The 23207-nt window shown below is 64.5% G+C and carries 22 protein-coding genes; 13 read left to right on the top strand and 9 right to left on the bottom strand.

Annotated elements, in window-relative coordinates; translation table 11 throughout:
* Positions 1-253: 253 nt before the first annotated feature.
* The gene (locus tag ACRQ5Q_RS05060) at positions 254-1138 is read right to left on the bottom strand and encodes an amidohydrolase family protein (protein ID WP_028180449.1); all 885 of its coding nucleotides are present in this window, start codon (positions 1136-1138) and stop codon (positions 254-256) included.
* Positions 1139-1480: 342 nt separating this feature from the next.
* Between ACRQ5Q_RS05060 and ykgO the strand changes: the two genes are divergently transcribed.
* The 3 genes from ykgO (at position 1481) to ACRQ5Q_RS05075 (ending at position 2738) form a co-directional block, all read left to right on the top strand.
* Entirely contained in the window at positions 1481-1606 is a 126-nt protein-coding gene (gene ykgO, locus ACRQ5Q_RS05065; RefSeq protein ID WP_006611362.1) for a type B 50S ribosomal protein L36, read from the top strand.
* A gap of 108 nt (positions 1607-1714) precedes the next feature.
* Positions 1715-2347 carry a tetratricopeptide repeat protein gene (locus ACRQ5Q_RS05070; RefSeq protein WP_439396316.1) on the top strand — a complete coding sequence of 211 codons (633 nt, stop codon included), beginning with the start codon at positions 1715-1717 and terminating at the stop codon, positions 2345-2347.
* A 124-nt stretch (positions 2348-2471) separates the two neighbouring features.
* Positions 2472-2738, top strand: coding sequence for a hypothetical protein (locus tag ACRQ5Q_RS05075; protein ID WP_439371213.1), 267 nt, complete (start codon positions 2472-2474; stop codon positions 2736-2738).
* Here ACRQ5Q_RS05075 and ACRQ5Q_RS05080 read toward each other — a convergent pair.
* On the bottom strand, positions 2735-2917 hold the full coding sequence (locus tag ACRQ5Q_RS05080) for a hypothetical protein (RefSeq protein ID WP_439371211.1): 183 nt from the start codon (positions 2915-2917) through the stop codon (positions 2735-2737). The two genes, ACRQ5Q_RS05075 and ACRQ5Q_RS05080, sit on opposite strands and share 4 nt — an antisense overlap.
* A gap of 329 nt (positions 2918-3246) precedes the next feature.
* Between ACRQ5Q_RS05080 and ACRQ5Q_RS05085 the strand changes: the two genes are divergently transcribed.
* A complete protein-coding gene (locus ACRQ5Q_RS05085; RefSeq protein WP_439371209.1) occupies positions 3247-4203 on the top strand; it encodes an alpha/beta fold hydrolase in 957 nt (318 codons plus the stop codon).
* Positions 4204-4323: 120 nt separating this feature from the next.
* Here the strand turns inward: ACRQ5Q_RS05085 and cycA are convergent, their stop codons facing one another.
* Positions 4324-4719 (bottom strand): cytochrome c-550 CycA, encoded by a 396-nt coding sequence (cycA, locus tag ACRQ5Q_RS05090; protein WP_439371207.1) that lies wholly within the window; start codon positions 4717-4719, stop codon positions 4324-4326.
* Between the two features lie 229 nt (positions 4720-4948).
* On the opposite strand from cycA, the gene ACRQ5Q_RS05095 reads away from it, so the two are divergent.
* From ACRQ5Q_RS05095 to ACRQ5Q_RS05115, 5 genes are all read left to right on the top strand, one after another.
* Positions 4949-6442 (top strand): FAD-linked oxidase C-terminal domain-containing protein, encoded by a 1494-nt coding sequence (locus ACRQ5Q_RS05095; RefSeq protein WP_439396318.1) that lies wholly within the window; start codon positions 4949-4951, stop codon positions 6440-6442.
* A 153-nt stretch (positions 6443-6595) separates the two neighbouring features.
* The gene (locus tag ACRQ5Q_RS05100; RefSeq protein ID WP_439371205.1) at positions 6596-7834 is read left to right on the top strand and encodes an FAD-binding protein; all 1239 of its coding nucleotides are present in this window, start codon (positions 6596-6598) and stop codon (positions 7832-7834) included.
* Positions 7831-9153, top strand: coding sequence for a glycolate oxidase subunit GlcF (gene glcF, locus ACRQ5Q_RS05105; RefSeq protein ID WP_439396320.1), 1323 nt, complete (start codon positions 7831-7833; stop codon positions 9151-9153). The genes ACRQ5Q_RS05100 and glcF overlap by 4 nt, the downstream gene beginning before the upstream one ends.
* Before the next feature lie 84 nt (positions 9154-9237).
* Positions 9238-9570: a histone gene (locus tag ACRQ5Q_RS05110; RefSeq protein ID WP_439371202.1), complete on the top strand. Its 333-nt coding sequence runs from the start codon at positions 9238-9240 to the stop codon at positions 9568-9570.
* A gap of 403 nt (positions 9571-9973) precedes the next feature.
* Positions 9974-10987, top strand: a complete 1014-nt coding sequence (locus ACRQ5Q_RS05115) for a TorF family putative porin (protein WP_439396322.1) — start codon at positions 9974-9976, stop codon at positions 10985-10987.
* Between the two features lie 224 nt (positions 10988-11211).
* Here the strand turns inward: ACRQ5Q_RS05115 and ACRQ5Q_RS05120 are convergent, their stop codons facing one another.
* Positions 11212-12975, bottom strand: a complete 1764-nt coding sequence (locus ACRQ5Q_RS05120; RefSeq protein ID WP_439371198.1) for an ABC transporter ATP-binding protein/permease — start codon at positions 12973-12975, stop codon at positions 11212-11214.
* Between the two features lie 315 nt (positions 12976-13290).
* Here ACRQ5Q_RS05120 and ACRQ5Q_RS05125 point away from each other — a divergent pair, with 315 nt between their 5' ends.
* Positions 13291-14955 (top strand): L-lactate permease, encoded by a 1665-nt coding sequence (locus ACRQ5Q_RS05125; RefSeq protein WP_439396324.1) that lies wholly within the window; start codon positions 13291-13293, stop codon positions 14953-14955.
* Between the two features lie 132 nt (positions 14956-15087).
* The gene (locus tag ACRQ5Q_RS05130) at positions 15088-15486 is read left to right on the top strand and encodes an META domain-containing protein (protein WP_439371194.1); all 399 of its coding nucleotides are present in this window, start codon (positions 15088-15090) and stop codon (positions 15484-15486) included.
* A 216-nt stretch (positions 15487-15702) separates the two neighbouring features.
* On the opposite strand, the gene ACRQ5Q_RS05135 is transcribed toward ACRQ5Q_RS05130, so the two are convergent.
* From ACRQ5Q_RS05135 to ACRQ5Q_RS05145, 3 genes are all read right to left on the bottom strand, one after another.
* Positions 15703-16914 carry a hypothetical protein gene (locus ACRQ5Q_RS05135; RefSeq protein WP_439396326.1) on the bottom strand — a complete coding sequence of 404 codons (1212 nt, stop codon included), beginning with the start codon at positions 16912-16914 and terminating at the stop codon, positions 15703-15705.
* Between the two features lie 143 nt (positions 16915-17057).
* Positions 17058-18689 (bottom strand): chaperonin GroEL, encoded by a 1632-nt coding sequence (gene groL, locus ACRQ5Q_RS05140; RefSeq protein WP_439371190.1) that lies wholly within the window; start codon positions 18687-18689, stop codon positions 17058-17060.
* A gap of 117 nt (positions 18690-18806) precedes the next feature.
* Positions 18807-19103 (bottom strand): co-chaperone GroES, encoded by a 297-nt coding sequence (locus ACRQ5Q_RS05145; RefSeq protein WP_439371189.1) that lies wholly within the window; start codon positions 19101-19103, stop codon positions 18807-18809.
* Positions 19104-19418: 315 nt separating this feature from the next.
* Between ACRQ5Q_RS05145 and ACRQ5Q_RS05150 the strand changes: the two genes are divergently transcribed.
* On the top strand, positions 19419-19937 hold the full coding sequence (locus ACRQ5Q_RS05150) for a hypothetical protein (RefSeq protein WP_439396328.1): 519 nt from the start codon (positions 19419-19421) through the stop codon (positions 19935-19937).
* 164 nt (positions 19938-20101) lie between these two features.
* Here the strand turns inward: ACRQ5Q_RS05150 and ACRQ5Q_RS05155 are convergent, their stop codons facing one another.
* Positions 20102-20887, bottom strand: a complete 786-nt coding sequence (locus ACRQ5Q_RS05155) for a protein phosphatase CheZ (protein ID WP_439396329.1) — start codon at positions 20885-20887, stop codon at positions 20102-20104.
* 316 nt (positions 20888-21203) lie between these two features.
* Between ACRQ5Q_RS05155 and ACRQ5Q_RS05160 the strand changes: the two genes are divergently transcribed.
* Complete coding sequence (locus tag ACRQ5Q_RS05160; RefSeq protein WP_439396331.1) at positions 21204-22019, top strand: L,D-transpeptidase family protein; 816 nt, start codon at positions 21204-21206, stop codon at positions 22017-22019.
* Between the two features lie 239 nt (positions 22020-22258).
* Here ACRQ5Q_RS05160 and ACRQ5Q_RS05165 read toward each other — a convergent pair whose 3' ends face one another.
* The gene (locus ACRQ5Q_RS05165) at positions 22259-23071 is read right to left on the bottom strand and encodes a DUF2076 domain-containing protein (protein WP_439371184.1); all 813 of its coding nucleotides are present in this window, start codon (positions 23069-23071) and stop codon (positions 22259-22261) included.
* Positions 23072-23207 lie beyond the last annotated feature (136 nt).

A 23207-nucleotide genomic window follows, 5' to 3' on the forward strand; every position in this document is an offset into this window, starting at 1 on the left:
GGCAGCACCTCTCTGACGCCTGATTTAGGTGTTCGTCGATGGGGCCCGGCGCAGGTCTGGGGTCTCGTTCACCTCTCCCGCTCGCGGGAGAGGGGCGCGTCGCGGGCGATGCGAAGCATCGTTTCGCGCGACGGGTGAGGGCTTCCTCCTCTAGGGGATTGTCCCGTTGTTGAAACAGGCTCTCCCCGACCCGCTCCCGCAAGCGGGAGAGGGGTGGGACTCCGTTGGCAACCTGATCTCATTACGCTTTAGCCTAGATCCCCAGCAGCTTCCGCGCGTTCGCTTTCAGCACCTTCGGCCGGATCTCGTCGCGGATGTCGATCTTGGCGAAATCCGACAGCCAGCGGTCCGGCGTGATCACCGGCCAGTCCGAGCCGAACAGCATCTTGTCCTGCAGGATCGAGTTGATGTAGCGCACCAGGATCGGCGGGAAATATTTCGGCGACCAGCCGGAGAGATCGATGTAGACGTTCGGCTTGTGGGTCGCGACCGACAGCGCCTCCTCCTGCCAGGGGAAGGAGGGGTGGGCGAGGATGATCTTGAGGTCGGGGAAATCGGCCGCGACGTCGTCCATGTACATCGGGTTGGAATATTTCAGCCGCATGCCCATGCCGCCGGGCATGCCCGAGCCGACGCCGGTCTGGCCGGTGTGGAACAGCGCGATCGCGCCGCCATTGTTGATCTCTTCATAGAGCGGATAGGCCATGCGGTCGTTGGCGTAGAAGCCCTGCATGGTCGGATGGAATTTGAAGCCGCGCACGCCGTATTCCTCGATCAGCTTGCGCGCCTCGCGTGCCCCGAGCTTGCCTTTGTGCGGATCGATCGAGACGAACGGAATGAGGACGTCGAGATGCTCGGAGGCGACCTCCAGCATCTCGTAATTGTTGTAGCGGCGGAAGCCGGTCTCGCGCTCGGCATCGACAGGGAAGATCACCGCGGCGATGTTCTTGGAGCGGTAATAGGCCGCGGTCTCCGGCACGGTCGGCGGATGCTTGTTCGGCGACTTGAAGTATTCCGCCATCTGCGCCTGGAAGTCGTCATAGCCGTCGTCGGGATGGCAGCCGCAGGGCTCCTCGGCATGGGTGTGGATGTCGATGGCGACGACATCGTCGATATTGGGCAGCTTGAGCTTCGGCATTGGTTTCCTCCCGACGGGTTGCCGAATTGATTATATGATATAACGAATTTGGCAAGGCGTTGCTGGAAGCAAAACCGCAGGCCGCAAGAGTCGTTGCTGCGCCTGGCCTCTGATGAGGAAGATCGGGCCGATCCGGCCGCTTCTACTGTGCATGGGGTTGTTTTCGCGAAATTGCCGGTTCGGAACCGGGCGGTTAACATTGACATGACCTCCCGCCATGCCTTAAGAACCGCCCCGTCCCGGGCGGTCGGTCCGCCGGCGGGCAAGATCTCATTTTGCCACATTCGCGCGTGCCGAAACGGTAGTGCCGAACACGGCCTTTCGAACGTTCAGGATTCTGCCATGAAGGTCCGTAACTCGCTGAAATCGCTGCGCGGTCGCCATCGCGCCAACCGCCTGGTCCGCCGCAAGGGCCGGGTCTATGTGATCAACAAGGTGCAGCGCCGCTTCAAGGCTCGCCAGGGCTAAGCTTGCCCTCGCGCTTGCCTGTCGCGCGCCCCGCAAGACCACGGTCTCACACGAGTTTGACGCCGCCTTTGCTTTGCAAGGGCGGCTTTGCGCGTTTACACTTTCGCCATGGCAGTGAGATTCCGTTTCGCGCATACCCTGTGTCTGACCCTCGCGCTGGGAACCGCCGGGCTGGCTCCAGCCCTGGCGCAGCAGATTGAGCCGCCCGGCAAGCAGAAGAAACTGCCGGAGGCCCCGTCCAAGCTGCCCAAGGTCGACCGCAGCAAGAATCTCGATTTCCTGTTCGGCGCGTTGAAGGCGGCGCCCGACGAGGCCAGCGCCAAGCATGTCGAGGCGCGAATCTGGGCGATCTGGCTGCAGACCCCGAGCGACACCGCTTCGCTCTTGATGTCGCGGGCCAAGACCGCGGTCGACGCGCAAAAGATCGACGTCGCGATCAAGCTGCTGGATTCGGTGATCAAGCTCAGGCCCGATTACATCGAGGCCTGGAACCGGCGTGCCACGCTCTATTACATGCACAACGATTACGGCCGCTCGCTCGCCGACATCCGCGAGGTGCTGATCCGCGAGCCCCGCCATTTCGGCGCGCTCGCCGGCCTCGGTATGATCATGCAGGAGGTCGGGGACGAGAAGCGTGCGCTCGAGGCCTACCGCAAGGCACTCGCCGTCAATCCTCACCTCGAGAAGATTCCCGATCAGGTCAAGGCGCTGACCGAAAAGGTCGAAGGCCGCGACATCTAGCCTCGAACTCGATCAGTTGTTGAAGGAACGCAGCGTCTTCGGATTAACCAAGATCGCAGGCGCGGCGTTTCGAGGTCTATTGCCGGCGTCGCCACTGGCTTACCTGCATCGCAGGAGCACAGCCATGAAGCGCTTGATCTTTGCGGGTAGCTTGCTGCTCGCGTCGGGAACGATGAGTTTTGCCGACGGACTGTTCTGGGTGGTCGGCAATCGCGCCACCGGCAAATGCGACATCGTGACCAGCAATCCGATCATCATCGGCGATATCTGGTTCGGCGACGGTCCCTACAAGTCCAGGGCCGATGCCAAGCTTGCCCAATCTACGATTCGCGCCTGTCCGGCGCCCGCCTCCGACGAGGAAAAGGCCGACGACAGCACGAGCCAGGACTAGTGCAGGACGCTGCTGCCGCGCTCGGCGAGGTCGCGATCCGCAGCCGCGGCGTAGGCCTTGGCAAGCTCCGCCTCGAGATGCTCGTTGATCAGGAGCAGCGCCCGCACGGCACCGCGCAGGTCACCGTTGCAGCTCGCGACGATTTCGTCGATCGCAGTGTCATTCGATCTGAAGTTCATCGACATTCTCCGGTTCAAACCAGGACAATTCCCGCCGGCCTGTCCCGCATCCCCCGAAGGCTGCAAGGAGGATCGGCGCCCACCCGCGCCTAAATGGCGGAACCGACCGTGGCGATTATATGGAAGCCGCGATGACGGTCGCATGAAGCTGGTCCGAAGCTTGCGTGTCGCAGGGCAATATCATTGATTCCATTTGTTTTTCCTGTTTGGCAATTGTGGACATATCCACAGCCCCTTAATTTCTGTGGAAGTGCCGAAAGGCCCGGGGCGAAACTGCCACGCGCCACGCTCGTAATTGTGAAGTGCCCTGGATCGCCCGGATTCGCTCCATGATCGTGATGTCAGTCGTGACGGCGCTGGTTCTGCTGGCGCTGGTCACGCAGGCGGGTGTCCTCGCCGTGCAGCGCGCCTTTCCGCCGCAGGGCCGCATGATCGAGGTCGATGGCGCCGTGCTTCACGTCGTCGACATCGGTCCGCGCGAAGCCGGCCTGCCGATCGTGATGCTGCACGGCGCGAGCTCCAATCTCGAAGCGATGCGGCGTCCGCTCGGCGACCTCCTCGCCCGGGACCACCGCGTCATCCTGATCGACCGTCCCGGCCACGGCTGGAGCACGCGCGCACGGCGGCAGGATTCGACGCCCGAGGTCCAGGCGCGGATGATCGACGAGGCGCTTCAAAAGCTCGGCATCGCGCGTGCGGTCTTCGTCGTGCATTCCTGGAGCGGCGCGCTCGGCGCGCGGATCGCGCTCGATCATCCGGCCCGCGTCGCCGGCCTCGTGATGCTGGCGCCCGTCACCCATCCCTGGCGCGGCGGCGTCGGGCGCTACAACGAGCTCATCGCAACGCCGGTGATCGGCCCGCTGCTCGCCTACACCATCACGCTGCCGCTCGGCTATTTCGTCACCGAGGCCGGCGCGCGCAACGTGTTCCTGCCGCAAGTTATGCCGGATGGTTTCGTGCAGGATTCCGCGACGCCGCTGTTGCTGCGCCCGCGCGAGTTCATCGCCAATGCCAATGACCTGGTGACGCTGAAGGAGGCAGTGCTCGCGCAGGTCGCGCGCTATGGCGAGATCAAGGCGCCGGTCACGATCATAGCGGGCGAGCCCGACAAGACGGTGAAAACCAGCATCCACGCGCGCCCGTTTGCAGCATTGGTGCCGAATGCGAAGCTGCTCGTGCTGCCCGATCTCGGCCACATGGTGCAGAACGCGGTGCCGGATCTGGTGAAGACGGAGATCGAGACGATGATCGGAAACATCGCCCCGGCGCCGGCAGCCGCCGGCTAAGGCGTTTTCGAGCGGCGTGGGTACCTTCTCGCGAGAAGAAAGCGCGTCAAAAACAAGAAGCCGGCGCTTCGGTTCTGATCCGATCAGAACCGAAGCTCCGGCGGGCGCCGTTCGCGCCGCTTACTGCTTGATCTTCCCGTCCTTGTCGAACTGCGAGATGAAGGCCCAGAGATTGTTGATCTCGGTCTCGTTCTTGACGCCGGCGAATGCCATCTTGGTACCGGGAATCTTGGCCTTGGGGTCCTTGATGTATTCCTTGAAGGTCGCTTCGTCCCAGGTGATGCCGGAATTCTTGTTCGCATCCGAATAGCTGTAGTCCGGCGCAGTTCCCGACTTGCGGCCATTCAGGCCGTTCAACTCGGGGCCGACCTTGTTCTTGGCGCCTTCGCCGATCGCGTGGCAGGCCAGGCACTTGTTGAACGATGTCTTGCCGGCCGCGACATCCTGCGCCATCGCGGCGGGTGCGGTGGCAATGACGGTGAGGAGCGTCAGCGCGCCGAAAGTCAGTTTTGTCATAAGGGTGCTCTTCGTCTCTTCCCGGGTCAGATGGAGGGTCGTGGTTTTCGCAGGTCCGGTGCAGGTGGACAAGCCGCGAAACCTTGACAGGTTTCCCGATAGCCGACTTGCCCCAGAGAGAACTTGCGCTGCAACAAAGCAATGCGACCTTCGGAGGACCCTACCCAAAGAGGGCAAGACATGATTGATTTGCCGGGACAATTTCCTCCGTCGGACGAAGGCTTCTAATATGGCCATCATGATGCCCGCGGGCGACCAGAACGTGCTGGCGCGTCGCAGCGAGATCGTCGCCGCCTTGCGCGCAATCGTGCCAGGTGAAGGCGTGATCGACAGTGCCGCCGAGATGAGGGCCTATGAATCCGACGGGCTGACCGCCTATCGGCAGCCGCCGATGGTGGTGGTGCTGCCCGATACGACCGAGCAGGTCTCGCTCATCCTGAAATATTGTGCCGCGCAGGGTATCAAGGTGGTGCCGCGCGGCTCCGGCACATCGCTATCCGGCGGCGCGCTGCCGCTGGAAGACGGCGTGCTGCTCGGGCTCGGCAAGTTCAAGCGCATCCGCGAGATCGATTTCGAGAACCGCGTCGTTGTCACCGAGCCCGGCGTCACCAACCTCGCGATCAGCCAGGCGGTCGCGCATGCCGGCTTCTACTACGCGCCCGATCCGTCCTCGCAGATCGCCTGCTCGATCGGCGGCAATGTCGCCGAGAATTCCGGCGGCGTGCACTGCCTGAAATACGGCATGACCACCAACAACGTGCTCGGTTGCGAGATTGTCCTGATGAGCGGCGAGATCCTGCGCATCGGGGGCAAGGGGTGCGAGAACGCCGGCTATGATCTGATGGGCGTCATCACCGGCTCGGAGGGGCTGCTCGGCGTCATCACCGAGATCACGGTGCGCATCCTGCAGAAGCCGGAGACGGCGCGCGCGCTGATGGTCGGATTCGCGCAAGTCGAGGCGGCCGGCGAATGCGTGGCGCGCATCATCGGTGCCGGCATCATTCCCGGCGGGATGGAGATGATGGACAAGCCCGCGATCCACGCGGCCGAAGCTTTCGTCCATGCCGGGTATCCCCTCGATGTCGAAGCGCTGCTCATCATCGAGCTCGACGGTCCCAAGATCGAGGTCGACGAGCTGATCTCGCGCGTCGAGACCATCGCAAGAGACTGCGGCTCGGTGACGCTGCAGATCTCCAATTCGGAGGCCGAGCGCAACCTGTTCTGGGCGGGCCGGAAGGCAGCGTTCCCCGCCGTCGGCCGCATCTCGCCCGACTATCTCTGCATGGACGGCACGATCCCACGCGGCGCGCTGCCGAAGGCGCTGGCGCGCATTCGCGAACTCTCGGAAAAATACCAGCTCGGCTGTGCCAACGTGTTCCACGCCGGCGACGGCAACCTGCACCCGCTGATCCTCTACGATGCCAACAAGCCGGGCGAGATCGAGCGCGCCGAGGCTTTTGGCGCCGACATCCTGCGCGCCTGCGTCGAGTTCGGCGGCGTGCTGACCGGCGAGCACGGCGTCGGCATCGAGAAACGCGACCTCATGGGCGACATGTTCACCGAGATCGATCTCAACCAGCAGCAGCGGCTGAAATGCGCCTTCGACGCACAGGGCCTGCTCAATCCCGGAAAAGTGTTTCCGACCCTGCACCGCTGCGCCGAGCTCGGCCGCATGCATGTCCATGCGGGGAAGCTGGCGTTCCCGGACATCCCAAGGTTCTGAGCGGCATTGAGTGCCCTCTTCCAGGGCCGGGGAGGGCAGGCGCATATGGCCTTTCGTCAGCGGGTGGTGCGTGCGTGAAGCCGCCTTTGGGATGAGAGGCTCGAGCGTCGCGCGAATTGATTTCCGACGCGAATTTCGCTACCGCCTTTTCCCGTGGATACGCTCAAGGTCAGAGACGCCAAAGACGTCGAAGAGGTGGTGCGCGCGGCGATTGCCAATGAGCAGCCGCTCGAGATCATCGGCCATGGCAGCAAGCGCAGCATTGGCCATGCCATGGCGACCAATGCCCTGCTCGACATCTCCGCGCTCAATGCCGTCACCTCCTACGAGCCCAACGAGCTGATCGTGACGCTCCAGGCCGGCGCGCCGCTCGCTGACGTGCTGTCGCTGATCGACGCCAAGAACCAGCAATTCGCCTTCGAGCCGATGAACACCGCACCGCTGCTCGGCACGCCGGCGCTGGGCACCATCGGCGGCATGATCGCAGCCGGGCTTGCCGGGCCGCGGCGCATCCGGGCGGGCGGGGCGCGCGATCACCTGCTCGGGGCGCATGCCGTTTCCGGTTTCGGCGACAGCTTCAAGACCGGCGGCAAGGTGGTGAAGAACGTCACCGGCTACGACCTCTGCAAGCTGCTCGCGGGGTCCTGGGGCACGCTGTCGGTGATGACCGAGGTCACGCTGAAAGTGATGCCGAAGCCGGAGGCCGAGCGGACTCTGCTGCTGCGCGGGTTAGATGATGCCGCCGCCAACAAGGCGATGACCGCGGCGCTGGGCTCGCCGTTTGACGTCTCCGGTGCCGCGCATTTGCCGAAATCGGCGTTTCGGGCCAGGACAGACGGGCTTGGCGACATTGCAGGCCAGGGCGAGGCGCTGACCGCACTTCGGCTCGAGGGCATCACCGCCTCCGCCGCCCACCGCGCCGGCTCGCTGCGTGAATTGCTGACGCCGTTCGGAACCGCAACCCTGATCGAGGACGCGGCGTCGTCCGCGCTGTGGGCGACGCTGCGCGACGTGCTGCCGTTCGCGGCCGGCGGCGCGCTGGGGGCCTGGCCGGTTTGGCGGATCGTCTGCCCGCCGGCCTCCGGCGCGGCGCTGGGGACGCAATTGGCGCGCGAGACCGGCGGTGACGTGATCTATGATTGGGGCGGCGGCTTGATCTGGGCCGCGTTGCCGCCGAAGCGCGACGCGCATGCCCCGGTCGTGCGTGCGTGCGCGAATGCGGTCGAGGGTCACGCCACGCTGATCCGGGCGGCCGAGGATGTCAGGCGCGAGGTCGATGTATTCCATCCGCAGGCGCCCGGCATCGCGGCCCTGAGCGAACGGGTACGCGCCAGTTTCGATCCGAAGACGATCTTGAACCGGGGACGTCTGACGCGGGGCGCTGCGGCATGAAGACCGAATTCTCGCTGGCCCAGCTCGCCGACCCCGATATCGCGGAAGCCGACAAGATCCTGCGCGCCTGCGTCCATTGCGGCTTCTGCACCGCAACCTGTCCGACCTATGTGCTGCTCGGCGACGAACTCGATAGCCCCCGTGGCCGCATCTATCTGATCAAGGAGATGCTGGAGAAGGACCGAGCCCCGACGGCCGAAGTGGTCAAGCATGTCGACCGCTGCCTGTCGTGCCTGGCCTGCATGACGACCTGCCCCTCCGGGGTGAACTACATGCACCTCGTCGACCAGGCCCGGGTCAGGATCGAGCAGCGCTACCAGCGTCCGCTGGCCGAGCGCCTGCTGCGCCAGGTGCTGGCCTTCGTCCTGCCGGACCCGCAGCGTTTTCGCATCAGCATGTGGCTGGCGCGGCTGGCCCGCCCGCTGGCCGTGTTTCTGCCGACGCCGCGGCCCTCGGCGACTCCCGGCCTGATCCAGCGCCTCAAGGCGATGCTGGCGCTGGCCCCACACCGGCTGCCGTCACCGGGACCGCTCCCGGGCAGCGTGTTCGCGGCCCTCGGCAAGAAGCGCGGCCGGGTCGCGCTGCTGCAGGGCTGCGCCCAGCAGGTGCTGGCGCCGCGCATCAACCAGGCCGCCATCAGCCTGCTCACCCGCCACGGCATCGAGGTCGTCCTGGTCAGGGACGAGCAGTGCTGCGGCGCGCTGACCCATCACCTCGGCAACGACCAGGATGCATTGGCGCGGGCGCGTGCCAACGTCGCGGCGTGGAGTGCGGAGGCCGCCGGCGAGGGGCTCGACGCCATCCTGGTGACGACCTCCGGCTGCGGCACCGTGATCAAGGACTACGGCTATCTGCTGCGCGAGGATCAAGCCTTCGCAGCCGACGCGGCGAAGGTGTCCGCGCTCGCCAAGGACATCACCGAATACGTCGCCGGCCTCGGATTGGAATCGACTGCACGGCAGGACAACATCGTCGTCGCCTATCACTCCGCATGTTCGTTGCAGCACGGACAGAAAATCACGGGGCTTCCGAAAGAATTGCTTTCCAAGAATGGATTCGTGGTGAAAGATGTGCCCGAGAGCCATTTGTGTTGCGGCTCGGCGGGGACCTACAACATTCTCCAGCCCGAGCTTGCGGGCCGGTTGCGCGATCGCAAGGTCGCCAACATCGCAAGCGTCAAGCCGGACATGATTGCCGCGGGCAATATCGGTTGCATGGTGCAGATTGCCAGTGGCACGTCAGTTCCGGTCGTACACACGATTGAGCTTCTCGATTGGGCTACGGGCGGGTCGCGGCCGGCACTGAACGCGCAAGTTTGAGCTTTCAGAGCCTGAACTTTCCTCCCGAGGTGACGTCTGAAGGCGCCCGATCGACCATTGTTCGGCGGCAACAGGAGGACCACGATGGCGAAAGCGAAGAAGAAGAAAAGCAAGAAGGCCAAAAAGGCCAAGAAGGCTGTAGCGGCGAAGAAGGCGACGAAGAAGAAGGCAGCCAAGAAGTCCGCGAAGAAATCTGCCAAGAAATCTGCGAAGAAGGCCGCCCCGAAGAAGGCTGCCAAGAAGGCGGCGGCCAAGAAGGCTGCACCGAAGAAAGCCGCGAAGAAAGCGGCACCGAAGAAGGCGAAGGCAGCTCCCGCGCCGAAGCCATCAGGTCCGGCGCCCGAGCCCGTCGCCGAGACGAGCTGGGCGATGCCTTCGTCTTCTGCGGAACCGACGCCGGTCGAGGGGCAGGGCTAGGCCGAGGGCCCTATCTCGATCTCTTGGAATATCTGCAAGCAGAAAGGCCGTGGCGGTGACGCTGCGGCCTTTTTGCATCGCTGCATGAGGAGCCGCGAGCCGTCCCTCTTCAGCCGAAATGATTCGTGGCGCCGGCGCCACGTGGCCGGCGGCGTCCGTACTTGCACGGGGCCCCTATGCACTTTGTGATGCAGATAATGTGATCCAGAAGCCACACAGGCTGACAACCTTTCGTGGAAACCTCAAAACGCCTAAAAAGTCGGCAGATGCTCGCGCTTTTTGCTTCACCCTTCGCGTCCGTCGATCCAGATTGTCGCAGTAACGCAATTTTGCAGACAGGTCGCATGCCCCGGGGGCTTCCGGGCGCCGACTGGCAAGTACGAACGGGTAGATGGGGATCGAAATGAAAAAAGTGGCTTTGTTGGCAACGGCGCTGGCAATGGTGACGACGGGTTCGGCTTTCGCGGCCGACATGGCAGTGAAGGCCAAGAAGGCCCCGCCGGTGGTTGCTTTCGATCCCTGGGATATCGCTTTCGGCGGCGCAATCATGAGCGACTACATCTTCCGCGGTATCACCCAGTCGAACCACAAGCCCTCGGTCGCGGCCTATTTCGAGCCTCGCTACAACGTCACCAAGGACCTCCAGCTCTATGTCGGCGTGGCCGGTGAGAGCATTTCCTTCCCGAACCGGGCTGCGGCCGAAATCGACGTCTACGGCGGTATCCGCCCGACCTTCGGTGCGTTCGCCTTCGACATCGGCGTGTGGGGCTACCTGTATCCGGGCGGCACTTGCTACTTCGGCGCCCCCGGCATCGACAACGCCGGCGTCTTCCAGGGCGCCGAGTGCGCCGAGAAGGCCCTGCTCAACACCAACGTGATCAAGAAGGACCTGAGCTTCTTCGAAGTCTACGGCAAGTTTACCTACACCGTGAACGACAACTGGTCGTTCGGCGTGAACGAATACTACACCCCGAGCTATCTGAACTCGGGCGCCTGGGGCAACTACGCCTCGATCGTGGGCAAGTATACCGCGCCCAGCACCGTGTTCGGCTCCAGCGGCGTCGGCATGTATGTGTCGGGTGAGTTCGGCCGTCAGTGGCTCGGCACAACCGACAGCTTCTACGGCGTGCCGGCCTTCCCGAACGGCATCAAATATGCCGACTACAACACCTGGAACATCGGTATCGGCTTCACCTACAAGGTCATGACGCTGGATCTGCGCTACTCCGACACGGACCTGTCGAAGGGCAATTGTAACGCCTTCACCAGCGACTGGTCGGCACGCGGCAACATCACGGCCTCAAGCGGCACCTTCGTGACCCCGATCAATCCGACGGGCGTCGGCTCCAACTGGTGCGGCGCGGCCGGCATCGCCAAACTGTCGTTCGACCTGACGGCGATGACCAACCTGAAGTAAGTTTCGTCTCGGGACTACTCACGAGGGCGGCAGGGCAACCTGCCGCCCTTTTGCTTTGAGGATGCAGAGACGGGGCGGGGCCGTGAGACGACTAGTCTAGTCCAAGCTGAGTTTGGGGCTTCAAATGCGAACCGGCAGGGCGCCGCGGCTGCCTCACACTCCCTCATTGGCGAGCGCAGCGAAGCTGGGCAGTCTGGACAGCCGGCGAGGGACGCCCCTGCGCCTCAGCGCGCCGCCGTCGGCTCCTTCTCGGCGGGCGCGGCGGCATCGCCGAGAACGTGGATCTCGCCGTCCTGCACCATCGCCACCTTGCGGGTGTGGAAGACATCGAGTGTCGAGCGGTGGCCGATCGAGACGATGGTCGCCTGCGGCAGCTTCTCCGCCAGTAGCCGGTACAGCCGCGCCTCGGAGGGCTCATCCAGCGACGCCGTGGCCTCGTCCAGGAAGAGATAGTCGGGTGCATGCAGCAGGGCGCGGGCGAGCCCGAGGCGCTGCTGCTCGCCGAGCGACAGCATCCGGTTCCAGTGACCGTCCTCGTCGAGCCGTCCGGCGAGATTGGGCAGCCCGACCGCAATCAGCGTGTCCCTCACGCGCGCGGGGTCGAATGCATCACGCGTTGCCGGATAGACCACGCCATCGCGCAGCCTGCCGACGGGGAAATAGGGGCGCTGCGGCAGCATCATCAGCCTGGCCTTTTCGGGAACGAGGATGGTCCCGGTGCCGAACGGCCAGATGCCCGCGATGGCCCGGAACAGCGTCGACTTGCCGGAGCCGGACGGACCGGTCACCAGCACGCGTTCCGAAGGCTGGATAGCAAAGGCATCGGCGGCGACCAGCGGCGTGCCGTTGGGCAGGTTCACGCAGAGCTGCTCGAGGGCGATGATGCGGCTGCCGCCCGCAGCCCTGAGGGCAATCGCAGGTTCATGCGCCGGCAGGTTTGCGGAGGAAGCGACCGACATCTCGAAGCCGTCGAGGCGCGCGACGATCGAGCGCCATTCCGCCAGCGACCGGTAAGCCGTGACGAAGAACGACAGTGCACCCTGCACGCTGGAGAAGGCGGATGCGGTCTGCATCATGTCGCCGAGTTGAATCTTTTTGGCGAAGAAGGCGGGGGCCACCAGCACATAGGGAAAGATCACGGCGGCCTGCTGATAGCTCGCCGTGAACGCCGTGAGCCGCTTCGTCCGGCTCATGATGGCGTACCAGTTGCCGATCACGAAGCCGAAGCGATCCAGCAGCCGGCCGCGTTCGGCGCCTTCGCCCTTGAGCAGCGCGATCTGCTCGGAGTTCTCGCGCACACGGACGAGGTTGAAGCGGAAGTCGGCCTCGTAGCGCTGCTGCTCGAAATTGAGGTTGACCAGCGGGCTGCCGATCCAGTGCGTCAGCGCGGTGCCGAAGATCGCGTAGATCAGTGCGCCCCAGCACAAATAGCCGGGGATCATGAGGTCGGTGCCGAACAGGTGCAGCGGCGCAGCGTTGGAGAGGCCCCAGAGAATGATCACGAAGGAGAACAGCGTCACGATCGAGGAGAGCAGGCCAAGCCCGATCGTCAAGGTCTGCTCGACGAAGTTCTTGACGTCTTCGGTGATGCGCTGGTCCGGGTTGTCGGCCGCATCGCCCTTGAGCTGCATGCGGTAATGCGTGGCGTTCTCGAGCCATTCGCCGAGATAGTGCCGGGTCAGCCATTGCCGCCAGCGGATCTGCAGCCACTGGTTCAGGTACAGCTTGTAGACCGCCAGCGCGATGTAGGTGAACGCGAGGGCGACGAAGATCCAGATCTGCGTGACGAACGCGTCCCAGTCGCTCGCCTGCAGAGCGCTGTAGAACCTGTTCTGCCACTGGTTCACCAGCACGTCGATCGCCACCAGCGCCAGCTCCATGGCAACGACGGCGCCGAGCAGGCCGCGGCCGGCCCATTTGTCCTCCGATCGGAAATAGGGGATGGCGATTCGCCAGACGATCGCGAGCGTGGCGCGGATGTTGTTCACAGAGCTCTGTCTCCTCGAGGGGATGTGCACAAATGCCCTGAGCCAAAGACTTGAGGCAATGACGAAAATGGGCGCGCTTAGACTAAAGTCGCAAGCTGTGCAATTTGCGTTGGCTTGTCGCAGCTTGCAACCCTAGCATGGGCGTAACGGCGCGGGGCGGGGGTGCTTCGGGGTTTCGCGAGCTTGTGAGCGGAGGGGAACCGCCGCATTCGCGAGGAATTCGCGTCCAGCTCGGGGGTTATCGCTACCAGCGAAAAGCAGGATTGGCTCTCCACGCGGGCCGTCTGCCGCAAACATGCGTGGGGGAGGAAGATCATGTGGAATCAAATTTATGATCCGCTGCACAGTCCGGTGCTGTCGACGATCGCGGCGGCGGTCCCGGTCGTCACGCTGCTGGTCCTGATCGCGAGCGGGCGCGTCCAGGCGCATATCGCGGCCGTCGTCGCCGTGATCGTGACCAACCTGATCACGATCTTCGTTTTCACCATGCCAGCGAACATGTCGATCCGGGCCTCGGTGCTGGGCATCGTGACCGGCTTCTTCCCGATCGGCTGGATCGTCCTCAACGTCATCTTCCTCTACCAGGTGACGGTGGCGACCGGGCGCTTCGAACTCCTGAAGCGTGCGGTCGGCGGGGTCACCGAGGACCGGCGGCTGCAATTGCTGCTGATCGCGTTCTCGTTCGGCGCGTTCTTCGAGGGTGCTTCGGGCTTCGGTACGCCGGTCGCGATCACCGGTGCCGTGCTGATAGGCCTCGGCTTCTCGCCGCTCGCGGCATCGGGTCTGTCGCTGATCGCCAACACCGCGCCGGTCGCCTATGGCGCGCTCGGCACGCCGATCCAGGGGCTTGCCTCGGTCACCGGGCTCGATCCCTACATCCTCGGCGCGATGGTCGGCCGGCAGTTGCCGTTCTTCTCGCTGATCGTCCCGTTCTGGGTGGTGTGGGCGTTCGCGGGCTGGAAGGGCATGAAGGACGTCTGGCCGGCGATCCTCGTCACGGGCGTGTCGTTTGCGATCCCGCAATTCGTGATCTCGAACTTCATTAATCCGTGGATCGTCGACATCGGTGCGTCGCTGATCTCGATGGGCGCGCTGATCCTGTTCCTGAAGGTCTGGCAGCCGAGGCAGCTCTGGCTGTCGCCGGCGCTGCGCGGCCGCGATGAATCGGCGGCCACGATGGGGGCGGCAAAGCCGCTCGACAAGACGCCGCTGACGCAGAGCGAGATGTGGAGTGCGCTGCTGCCGTGGATCATCGTCTGCATCGTGATGCTGATCTGGGGCAATGGTGCGTTCAAGACCTGGGCGAACTCGATCTTCGTCTGGAACTATCCGGTGCCCGAGCTGCACCAGATGATCAACAAGATGCCTCCGGTTGCACCGGCGCCGACCAAGGAAGCCGCGGTGTTCAGCTTCACCTACCTGTCCTTCACCGGCACGGGCATGCTGATTGCGGCGATCATCTCGGGCTTCCTGATGGGCGTCGGTCCCGGACGGCTGCTGACCGAATACGGCCGCACCATCCGCCTGTGCGCGATCTCGCTGGTCACGATTTCGGCGATGCTCGCGATCGGCACCTTGACGCGGCTCTCCGGCGTCGACGCCACGCTCGGTCTCGCCTTCGCCGCAACCGGCGTGCTCTATCCCTTCTTCGGCACGCTGCTTGGCTGGCTGGGTGTGGCGCTGACCGGATCGGATACGTCGTCGAACATTCTCTTCGGCAACCTCCAGAAGATCACGTCTCAGCAGTTAGGTCTGTCGCCGGTGCTGATGGCGGCGGCGAACTCCTCCGGTGGCGTGATGGGCAAGATGATCGACGCGCAGTCGATCGTGGTCGCCTCCACCGCGACCAACTGGTACGGCCACGAGGGCACCATCCTGCGCTTCGTGTTCTGGCACTCGATCGTGCTGGCATGTCTCGTCGGTGTGCTCGTGACGTTGCAGGCCTATGTCTGGCCGTTCACGACGCTGGTCCTGCAGTAACCGGCGGCGCTGCGACGCCAATCCCCGCGAGGTTCGCCCTCGCGGGGATTTTGCGTCCGTACCCGGCGAACCTTCTCAATGACGCCATCGTCTTATAGAAGGTGCCGCAAATCAGGTCGGTCGAGAGGTTTCATGGTTTCGATCAAGCAGATCGTGTGTGCGGCGGTTGCAATGCTCGCGATGGCCACGCTCGCGCGCGCCGAGGACGGTTTTCCGTTCGGCACCGAGATGACGCTGGAGGCGTTGCCGCAAGCAGGCTCGAAGCGGATTCCGAACATCGAGATCGGCGACAATGGCGAGGTCGTGCTCGAGCTCTGGTGCAAGGGCGGCAAGGGCCAGTTCTCGGTCGCCGGCAACACCGTGATCTTCGTCCCGGGCCAGATCCAGGACCGGTCCTGTCCGCAGGCCAAGGCCCAGGCGGACGATGAGCTGGTCGCAGCGCTCGGCAGCGTCGAGACCTGGAAGCGCCAGGGCGACGTACTGACCCTGATCGGCCCCAAGCCGCTGCGCTTTCGCGTCAACGGGAATTGAAGCACGCTCGTCGTCGTGCCCCGGCTTGACCGGGCTTGACCGGGGCACCCAGCACTCCGCGGCTTGTCCGCGTATCATCAGCGTCTCGGAGTACGGGATCGCCCGGTCCGGCTCCGCCAAGGCTACGCCGAGGCGCACAAAGGCGCTCGGCGCCGAAGCTTCAGCGAAGGCGGCAAGCCGGGCGATGACTGAGAGTGAGGTGCGCGACTCACTTCGTCACTTCCACACCGACTTGTCGGCGTCCCAGCGCTGGCCCTTCAGCTCCTTGGTGAGCGCCTCGAGCGATCCGTTGTCGTCGGGCAGATCGCCCTCCTCCTCGGCCGAGGCGTCGTCCGAGAGATTGAGCTTGGGGCCGCTGCTCTCGTCGCTGGTCGTGGTCGCGGGGCTGCCGATCCAGAGCATCAGCTTGTCGGTGGTGCCAGGCTTGTCGGGCGAGACGAGCCCTGCGACCTCGATCGTGTCGGTGAGCTCGAGCGCCGGGTGATCCTGGTTCGGCCGCTTGAACACCAGCTTGAGCTTGCCGGTCGCCGGGTTGAAGCTTTGCGACACCGGCTTTGCCGCGAGCGTCCTGCTCAGCACGCCCGCAACGGCGGTCGCGAGCTTGTCGCGATTGATCCTGTCGCCGTCGCGCCAGTCGGCGGCGGGGAAACGGATCGTGCGGTCCATCTCGGTCATCCCCGCGGTCCAGCCTGCCGCGGTGACGCCCGGCATCGCCTTGAACTTTGCCAGCATCTCGGCCGCGCGCTCCGGGTCGACCGACATGTTGATGGTCTGCTCGCCGGCGCGCAGTGCGTCGCAGCCGACATTAAGGCTCGCCAGCGTCACCTCGACCGCCTGGCCCTTCAGGCTCTTCAGGAACTCGGTCGCCGCATCCAGCTTGACCTTCACCGCGATCGCCTCCGGCGAGACGTCGGTGAAATCCTTCGGCTGCGGCACGATGCCGTCGTCGGAGGTCTGGTTGTCCTGAAATTCCTTCTCGCTGAGATCGGAATTGTCGGGCGAGGTAACCTCGGTCACCGTCTGGCCGATGCTGATCTGGCCGCGGAATTCGAACGTGTCGCCGCTCTGCTTGCGCAGCAGCTTGACGCTGACGGGCGACTTCTCGCCAAGGCTCTGCGTCGTGCCGGTCAGCGTCTGGCCGGCGACCTGGAGATTGACGACGAAGCGGTCCTTGCGCTCGGAATTCTTCGCGACCGGGTAACAGACGTCGAGCACGGCCGCCGTCACCGTCTTGCCCTGCCGCGTCTCCTTCAGGATCACGTCGGCATTGCCGTCCATCAGCCCGTCGATTGAGGTGAAATAGCGCGTCTCGGTTCCACCCGGCGCCGTGGCCTTGGGCGACAGTTTCATCTGGGCGGAGGCGACTTCGGGCGCGATTGCCAGCAGAGCCGCCAAAACAACCGTCAGGCAAACCAGAAGCGCGCGCATCGTGGAAATCCTTGATCGAGAATCGGCGCGCCACCGTAGTGGGTTTTGGCCGCCGGTTGAATCGGAAAGCGGCGGGGCAGGGTCGGCAAAAAAGAAGGCCGCCCGGAGGCGACCTTCGTTGGTGCTGGTAGATCAGGAAGGGCTCAGAAGCCGCCCATGCCGCCGCCGGCGGGCATCGCGGGCGGAGCTTCCTTCTTCGGCAGCTCGGCCACCATGGCTTCGGTGGTCACCAGCAGGCCGGCCACGGAGGAGGCGTCCTGCAGCGCGGTGCGCACCACCTTGGCGGGGTCGATGATGCCCTTCTCGACCATATCGACATAGTCCTCGTTCTGGGCGTCGAAGCCGAAGGTCTCGGACTTGTTCTCCAGGATCTTGCCGACCACGATCGAGCCTTCCACGCCGGCGTTCTCGGAGATCTGGCGGATCGGGGCTTCCAGCGCCTTCAGCACGATGTTGATGCCGGCCTGGACGTCGTCATTGGCGTTGGACAGACGGCCCACGGCCTTCTTGGCGCGCAGCAGCGCGACGCCGCCGCCGGGGACGATGCCTTCCTGCACCGCGGCGCGGGTGGCGTTGAGCGCGTCCTCGACGCGGTCCTTCTTCTCCTTGACCTCGATCTCGGTGGCGCCGCCGACGCGGATCACCGCGACGCCGCCGGCGAGCTTGGCGAGGCGCTCCTGCAGCTTCTCGCGGTCGTAGTCCGAGGTGGTCTCCTCGATCTGCGCCTTGATCTGGCCGACCCGGGCCTCGATCTCGGGCTTCTTGCCGGCGCCGTTCACGATCGTGGTGTTCTCCTTGTCGATCACCACCTTCTTGGCGCGGCCGAGCATCTTGACCGTGACGTTCTCGAGCTTGATGCCGAGCTCCTCGGAGATCAGCTGGCCGCCGGTGAGGATCGCGATGTCCTCGAGCATGGCCTTGCGGCGGTCACCGAAGCCCGGCGCCTTCACGGCGGCCACCTTGAGGCCGCCGCGCAGGCGGTTGACGACCAGGGTGGCCAGCGCCTCGCCCTCGACGTCCTCGGCGATGATGACGAGCGGCTTGCCCGACTGCACCACGGCTTCGAGCACCGGCAGCATGGCCTGCAGGCCCGACAGCTTCTTCTCGTGCAGGAGGATGTAGGCGTCCTCGAGCTCTGCGGTCATCTTCTCGGCGTTGGTGACGAAGTAGGGGCTGAGATAGCCGCGGTCGAACTTCATGCCCTCGACGATGTCGACCTCGGTGTCGAGCGACTTGTTCTCCTCGACGGTGATGACGCCCTCGTTGCCCACCTTCTGCATCGCCTGGGCGATCATCTTGCCGATGGCGGCATCGCCGTTGGCCGAGATGGTGCCGACCTGGGCGACCTCGGAGGATGCGGCGACCGGCTTGGCGCGTTTCTCGATGTCCTTGATGACCGCGGCAACCGCGGTGTCGATGCCGCGCTTGAGGTCCATCGGGTTCATGCCGGCCGCAACCGCCTTGGCGCCTTCGCGCACGATGGCCTGGGCCAGCACGGTCGCCGTGGTGGTGCCGTCGCCGGCGAGGTCGTTGGTCTTGGAGGCGACCTCACGCACCATCTGGGCGCCCATGTTCTCGAACTTGTCCTCGAGCTCGATCTCCTTGGCGACGGTGACGCCGTCCTTGGTGATGCGGGGCGCGCCGAACGACTTCTCGATGACGACGTTGCGGCCCTTCGGGCCGAGCGTCACCTTGACGGCGTTGGCGAGAATGTCGACGCCGCGCAGCATGCGTTCGCGCGCCTCTCCGGAAAACTTGACGTCTTTGGCAGCCATGGTCTGCAATCCCTCGTGTTTCGTGATGTGTCTTGTTTGGTGCTGTGCGGCGGAATGATGGATGCCCGGATCGCTCGATCCGGGCATGACATTCAGCGGCCGTTCAGGCGGATGGCCTTAGGCCAGAACGCCCATGATGTCCGACTCCTTCATGATCAGGAGCTCTTCGTTGTCGATCTTGACCTCGGTGCCCGACCACTTGCCGAACAGCACGCGGTCGCCGACCTTGAGGTCGATCGGGATCAGCTTGCCGGTCTCGTCGCGGCCGCCCGGGCCGACGGCGACAACCTCGCCCTGGGACGGCTTTTCCTTGGCGGTGTCGGGAATGATAATGCCGCCCTTGGACTTTTCCTCGGCGTCGATACGTTTGACCACGACACGGTCATGCAGCGGACGAAATTTGGATTTAGCCATGACGTTTCCCTTTGGAGGCTCGCTTCGGAAGTAGTGGAAGTGGGTGGGGCGGCGCTTCCGTCCCCCCTCGTCCCGAGGATCGAACGGCGCGCTTAGCAATCGGGCTTTCCGAGTGCTAATAGTGCGTCCGGGAATATGGCTTGGCTGCGATCCTGTCAAGCAAAGCTGGTTAAGCGATTGGTGAGGCGGATATAGGATGGTGGCATTGGAAACTTGTTCGGGGCGCCGGCGTGTCAAAGGACGTCATTGCTCCGGCAGCGGTTTTACGCTTGGCTGCGGGAGGGGTGCGGCCATGGTCTTGTTCGGGGGAATGCCATGATCAGTTCAGCTCACGCGCGCAAGGTCGCCAACCTGGCGGCTGCCTCTTGCCTGGCGCTGCTGCTCGGCGCCTGCGGCGGCGGCACGAGCCTGCCGTCCTTCTCGTCGTCGCCGCCACCCGAGGCGGAGCCCGGCACCGGTCCGGAAATGCCGGCGACCATCCGCCCCGACGAGATCGTAGGCCGCTGGGGCCTTGCCTCGTTCCAGAACCCGGCCGACCGCGCCCGCACCGAGGCCGCGGCGAGGGCCCAGTGCAAGAACCCTTACGTGATCACCGCCGGTTCCTCCGGCGGCGTGATCATGCATCTGGCCGACCAGGCGACGCCGCAGGAGCTGCGCCTGAAGGGCTCGCCCAGCGGCAAGAACTATATCGGACCCGCCGGCCCGACGCCCGGCGAGCAGGACCGCGAGATCGTCTCCTTCGACGGCCGCGTCCTGATCACCCGCTTCATCGACAAGGACGCCGCCACCCGCTACGGCAACATGGTCTACGTCCGCTGCGCGCCGAGGGCCTGATCGGGGTTCCGGCCTAACCACTCGTCATTGCGAGCGCAGCGAAGCAATCCAGCCTGTCTCCGCGGAGGCAGCCAGCATTGTTTCGCTTCGCTCCTCGCAGTGACGAGAAACAAAAACGCCGGTCCCCAGGGCCGGCGTTTTGCTTTTTCCTATGCCGCGTCCGCTCAGTCGAACAGTGCGTCGATGTCGTCCTGCGAGGCGTGGCCGACGTCGCCGGCGAGCTTGGGGCCGTTGAGGAGCTTCTCGTCCTCGCTGCGCGTGTCGACCGGCGCCGGCACATGAGCCTTGATCGCGTCGACCCCGCCCCAGATCTCCATCATCGCATTGATGTGCTGCTCGATGAACTTCATCGTGGTCATGACCTTGCTGATGCGCTGGCCGGTCAGGTCCTGGAAGTTGCAGGCTTCGAAAATAGAGATGACGCGTTCCTGGATGTCGTCGGCGAGCCGCTTCTGCTGATCGGCCGAGTCCACCTTTGACATCGCGCTGGCGGCCTGGTCGATCGACTCGGCCGCTTCGAGGATTTGCTGGGTCGCCTGCTCGGTGCCGCCGACCACCGCGCCCAGCTCGCCATTGACCTTCGCCATCTCGCCGCCGTCGAAGCTCTTGCCGTGCAGGGTCGCGATCTCGCGCTTGGTGCGGTCGATGGCGTCGTGGATGAGATCTAGCTCGACCTTCAGCTTCTCGCATTGCTCGATCTGCGCCCGGTAGGTCTCGAGCATGGTGCGCGCTTCGGACAGCTCATGCGCGGTCGACGCGTCGATCGCCGCCATCGCGGCGCTGCCGGTCAGCGGGCTGGCCGTGATGCCCTTCGCCATCTGGGCGCGGATCGCGCGCAGCTCGGCCATGATCTCGCTGTGCATCGGAGTTGCCTCTTCAGTTACGTCTAGAATGGGCATCTCGCCACCGGCGATATCCTCGACACGAAAACGCTTGCGGTGAACAGCCATCAGGATACTCCCCCCACCTCACTCACGCGTCTTTGTACGCAGAAGCGATTTAACACGAAGTTCACAGCGGGAACTGTCGTTGCGGCCGCGCGGGACGGCGCGCAAAGAAGCGATTAACGAGGGTCGCGCGGCGTTCATCGAAAATAAACGCTGATCGCCAAATTGCAGGCCCGCTCGCGACGTGGTGAATCGAAACGGCTGATACGTTTACCAAACAAAACGGCTTTTGCTTTTTATTGACCACGTCGCGGGCGTGGATCAGCCACCAGACCTGCACGACGCATGTGATCTAGACGAAACAGTACAGAGTACGTCGATGTTCAAGAAAATGTCTGTCGCGCTGCTCGGCAGCGCTTCCACCTTCATTGCCGGCACCAGCGGCGCCAGCGCTTTCGACAACACAGTGCCGAACGATCCGCCCGCGGTGCTCTATCAGCCGCGCGTGCCGCCGGCGTCGGTGCGCGTCGCCTCCAACTCGAACATGGGCGGCGGCTTCATCGAATTCCTGTTCGGCGATGGTCCGGGTCGCGGTCCGGCCTATGCGCCCGAGCGGCCGGTGTATCAGCAGCAGCCGGGCTATTACGACCAGCGCCGGCTGCCGCCGATGAGCGAGCCGCAGATGCAGGGTGGATATCAGCAAGGTGCAGGACTGCAGCAGGAGGCGATCGACCCGCGGCAGCGTCCGTTCGATCCGAAATTCGAGAAACAGGTTGTTGACTATAGCGGCAATGAAAGCGCCGGCACGATCGTGGTCGATACGCCGAACAAGTTCCTCTATCTCGTCGAGGGCAACGGCAAGGCGATGCGCTACGGCATCGGCGTCGGGCGTCCCGGCTTCACCTGGTCCGGCGTGAAGTCGATCACCGCCAAGCGCGAATGGCCGGACTGGACCCCGCCCGCGGAGATGCTCGCGCGCCGGCCTGATCTGCCGCGGCACATGGAAGGCGGCCCCGAAAATCCGCTCGGTGCCCGCGCGATGTATCTCGGCTCCACGCTCTACCGCATCCACGGCTCCAACGAGCCCTGGACCATCGGCACCAACGTCTCCTCCGGCTGCATCCGCATGCGTAACGAAGACGTCATCGACCTCTACGGCCGCGTCAATGTCGGCACCAAGGTCGTGGTGATGTAGCCAAGCGTTCGCTGCTCACCCTCTCCCCTTGCGGAGAGGGTGGATCGCCGCGCCGCGGCGAGACGGGTGAGGGGTCTCCATCCTCACGAGCAGTCCTGCAATTGGAGATATACCCCTCATCCGGCGCTTCGCGCCACCTTCTCCCACAAGCGGAGAAGGGAAGAGGCCTGCGCAAGAGTTGGAAATGAAAAACGGCCGCCTCCCGGACGGCCGTTGTTGTTTGTCATGCTATCGAGCAGTTACGCGTAATCGCTGCCGCCGTCGTCATTGCCGAAATCGCTGTCGTCGGCCATGTCCATGCTGTCGTCGTGATCGTCGTCGTAGTTCTGGTCGTTGTTGTCGCGGTCGTTCGACGCCTGGTCGAAGAAGCCCTGGCGCGAGTCGTCGCTGCGGTTGGAGCCGATGTCGTTCAGGCCGGCATCGCGCGCGAGCGAGCCGCCTGACTGATCGCTGCCGCCCCACGGACTGCGGTCGCCGAGCGCGTTGGTGTCGCCGAAGGCCTGCTGGTGCGGGCCGCCCATCATGCCGCGGATGCTCGAGAGCAGCAGCGATCCGCCGACCACGCCGGCCGCGGCTGCCGCCGCCGTGCCGAGGAACGAGCCGCCGCCACCGCCGACCGGCGGGGCGCCATAACCCTGTCCCGGACCTTGTCCGTAAGCCTGGCCATAAGGCGGCTGGCCGTAGCCCGGCTGGGACTGCTGCATCGCCTGGCCGCTGTTCCAGACCGGCCGCTCCTCACGCGGCGGCACGTTCGGAACCGAGCCGCGCGACGGGCTCGAGCCGAACAGCGTGTCGCGCATGGTATCGAGGAAACCGCCGGACTGGGCCGGCTCCGGCGCATGGGCCGCTTCCAGTTCCTGGATGCGGGCATTGGCGCGCTTGAGGGCTTCATCCTGCAGCAGCACGGTCTGCACCAGCGCATAGACCGCGCCGGGCGCCTTGCGCAGGCCGTCGGAGATCGCGGCGATCGCGTCGGGATCGCGCGGGGCATTTTCCAGCTTTGAAAGCCGGTCGAAAAGGTCGTCGACGAGCTGGCGTTCCTGCGGGGTCATGATCTGTCTCCTTCGCGCAAAACCAAGCGCGCAGAAGATGTAGGGTTCCATTGTGGCCCCAACAGTGCCGGCCGGATTAAATTTCGGTATGCGACAAGCTGCCTCTTGGCTGCCCCTGGCCGGCTTTTCGCCGACT

Origin of the sequence: Bradyrhizobium sp. PMVTL-01, from assembly GCF_051861855.1 — a bacterium.
Lineage (GTDB): Bacteria > Pseudomonadota > Alphaproteobacteria > Rhizobiales > Xanthobacteraceae > Bradyrhizobium.

What these genes read in the sequence shown, in the direction of transcription:
- ACRQ5Q_RS05060 (WP_028180449.1), bottom strand. Translation starts at nt 1,138, where the DNA reads ATGCCGAAGCTCAAGCTGCCCAATATCGACGATGTCGTCGCCATCGAC.
- ykgO (WP_006611362.1), top strand. Translation starts at nt 1,481, where the DNA reads ATGAAGGTCCGTAACTCGCTGAAATCGCTGCGCGGTCGCCATCGCGCC.
- ACRQ5Q_RS05070 (WP_439396316.1), top strand. Translation starts at nt 1,715, where the DNA reads ATGGCAGTGAGATTCCGTTTCGCGCATACCCTGTGTCTGACCCTCGCG.
- ACRQ5Q_RS05075 (WP_439371213.1), top strand. Translation starts at nt 2,472, where the DNA reads ATGAAGCGCTTGATCTTTGCGGGTAGCTTGCTGCTCGCGTCGGGAACG.
- ACRQ5Q_RS05080 (WP_439371211.1), bottom strand. Translation starts at nt 2,917, where the DNA reads ATGAACTTCAGATCGAATGACACTGCGATCGACGAAATCGTCGCGAGC.
- ACRQ5Q_RS05085 (WP_439371209.1), top strand. Translation starts at nt 3,247, where the DNA reads ATGATCGTGATGTCAGTCGTGACGGCGCTGGTTCTGCTGGCGCTGGTC.
- cycA (WP_439371207.1), bottom strand. Translation starts at nt 4,719, where the DNA reads ATGACAAAACTGACTTTCGGCGCGCTGACGCTCCTCACCGTCATTGCC.
- ACRQ5Q_RS05095 (WP_439396318.1), top strand. Translation starts at nt 4,949, where the DNA reads ATGGCCATCATGATGCCCGCGGGCGACCAGAACGTGCTGGCGCGTCGC.
- glcF (WP_439396320.1), top strand. Translation starts at nt 7,831, where the DNA reads ATGAAGACCGAATTCTCGCTGGCCCAGCTCGCCGACCCCGATATCGCG.
- ACRQ5Q_RS05110 (WP_439371202.1), top strand. Translation starts at nt 9,238, where the DNA reads ATGGCGAAAGCGAAGAAGAAGAAAAGCAAGAAGGCCAAAAAGGCCAAG.
- ACRQ5Q_RS05115 (WP_439396322.1), top strand. Translation starts at nt 9,974, where the DNA reads ATGAAAAAAGTGGCTTTGTTGGCAACGGCGCTGGCAATGGTGACGACG.
- ACRQ5Q_RS05125 (WP_439396324.1), top strand. Translation starts at nt 13,291, where the DNA reads ATGTGGAATCAAATTTATGATCCGCTGCACAGTCCGGTGCTGTCGACG.
- ACRQ5Q_RS05130 (WP_439371194.1), top strand. Translation starts at nt 15,088, where the DNA reads ATGGTTTCGATCAAGCAGATCGTGTGTGCGGCGGTTGCAATGCTCGCG.
- ACRQ5Q_RS05135 (WP_439396326.1), bottom strand. Translation starts at nt 16,914, where the DNA reads ATGCGCGCGCTTCTGGTTTGCCTGACGGTTGTTTTGGCGGCTCTGCTG.
- groL (WP_439371190.1), bottom strand. Translation starts at nt 18,689, where the DNA reads ATGGCTGCCAAAGACGTCAAGTTTTCCGGAGAGGCGCGCGAACGCATG.
- ACRQ5Q_RS05145 (WP_439371189.1), bottom strand. Translation starts at nt 19,103, where the DNA reads ATGGCTAAATCCAAATTTCGTCCGCTGCATGACCGTGTCGTGGTCAAA.
- ACRQ5Q_RS05150 (WP_439396328.1), top strand. Translation starts at nt 19,419, where the DNA reads ATGATCAGTTCAGCTCACGCGCGCAAGGTCGCCAACCTGGCGGCTGCC.
- ACRQ5Q_RS05155 (WP_439396329.1), bottom strand. Translation starts at nt 20,887, where the DNA reads ATGGCTGTTCACCGCAAGCGTTTTCGTGTCGAGGATATCGCCGGTGGC.
- ACRQ5Q_RS05160 (WP_439396331.1), top strand. Translation starts at nt 21,204, where the DNA reads ATGTTCAAGAAAATGTCTGTCGCGCTGCTCGGCAGCGCTTCCACCTTC.
- ACRQ5Q_RS05165 (WP_439371184.1), bottom strand. Translation starts at nt 23,071, where the DNA reads ATGACCCCGCAGGAACGCCAGCTCGTCGACGACCTTTTCGACCGGCTT.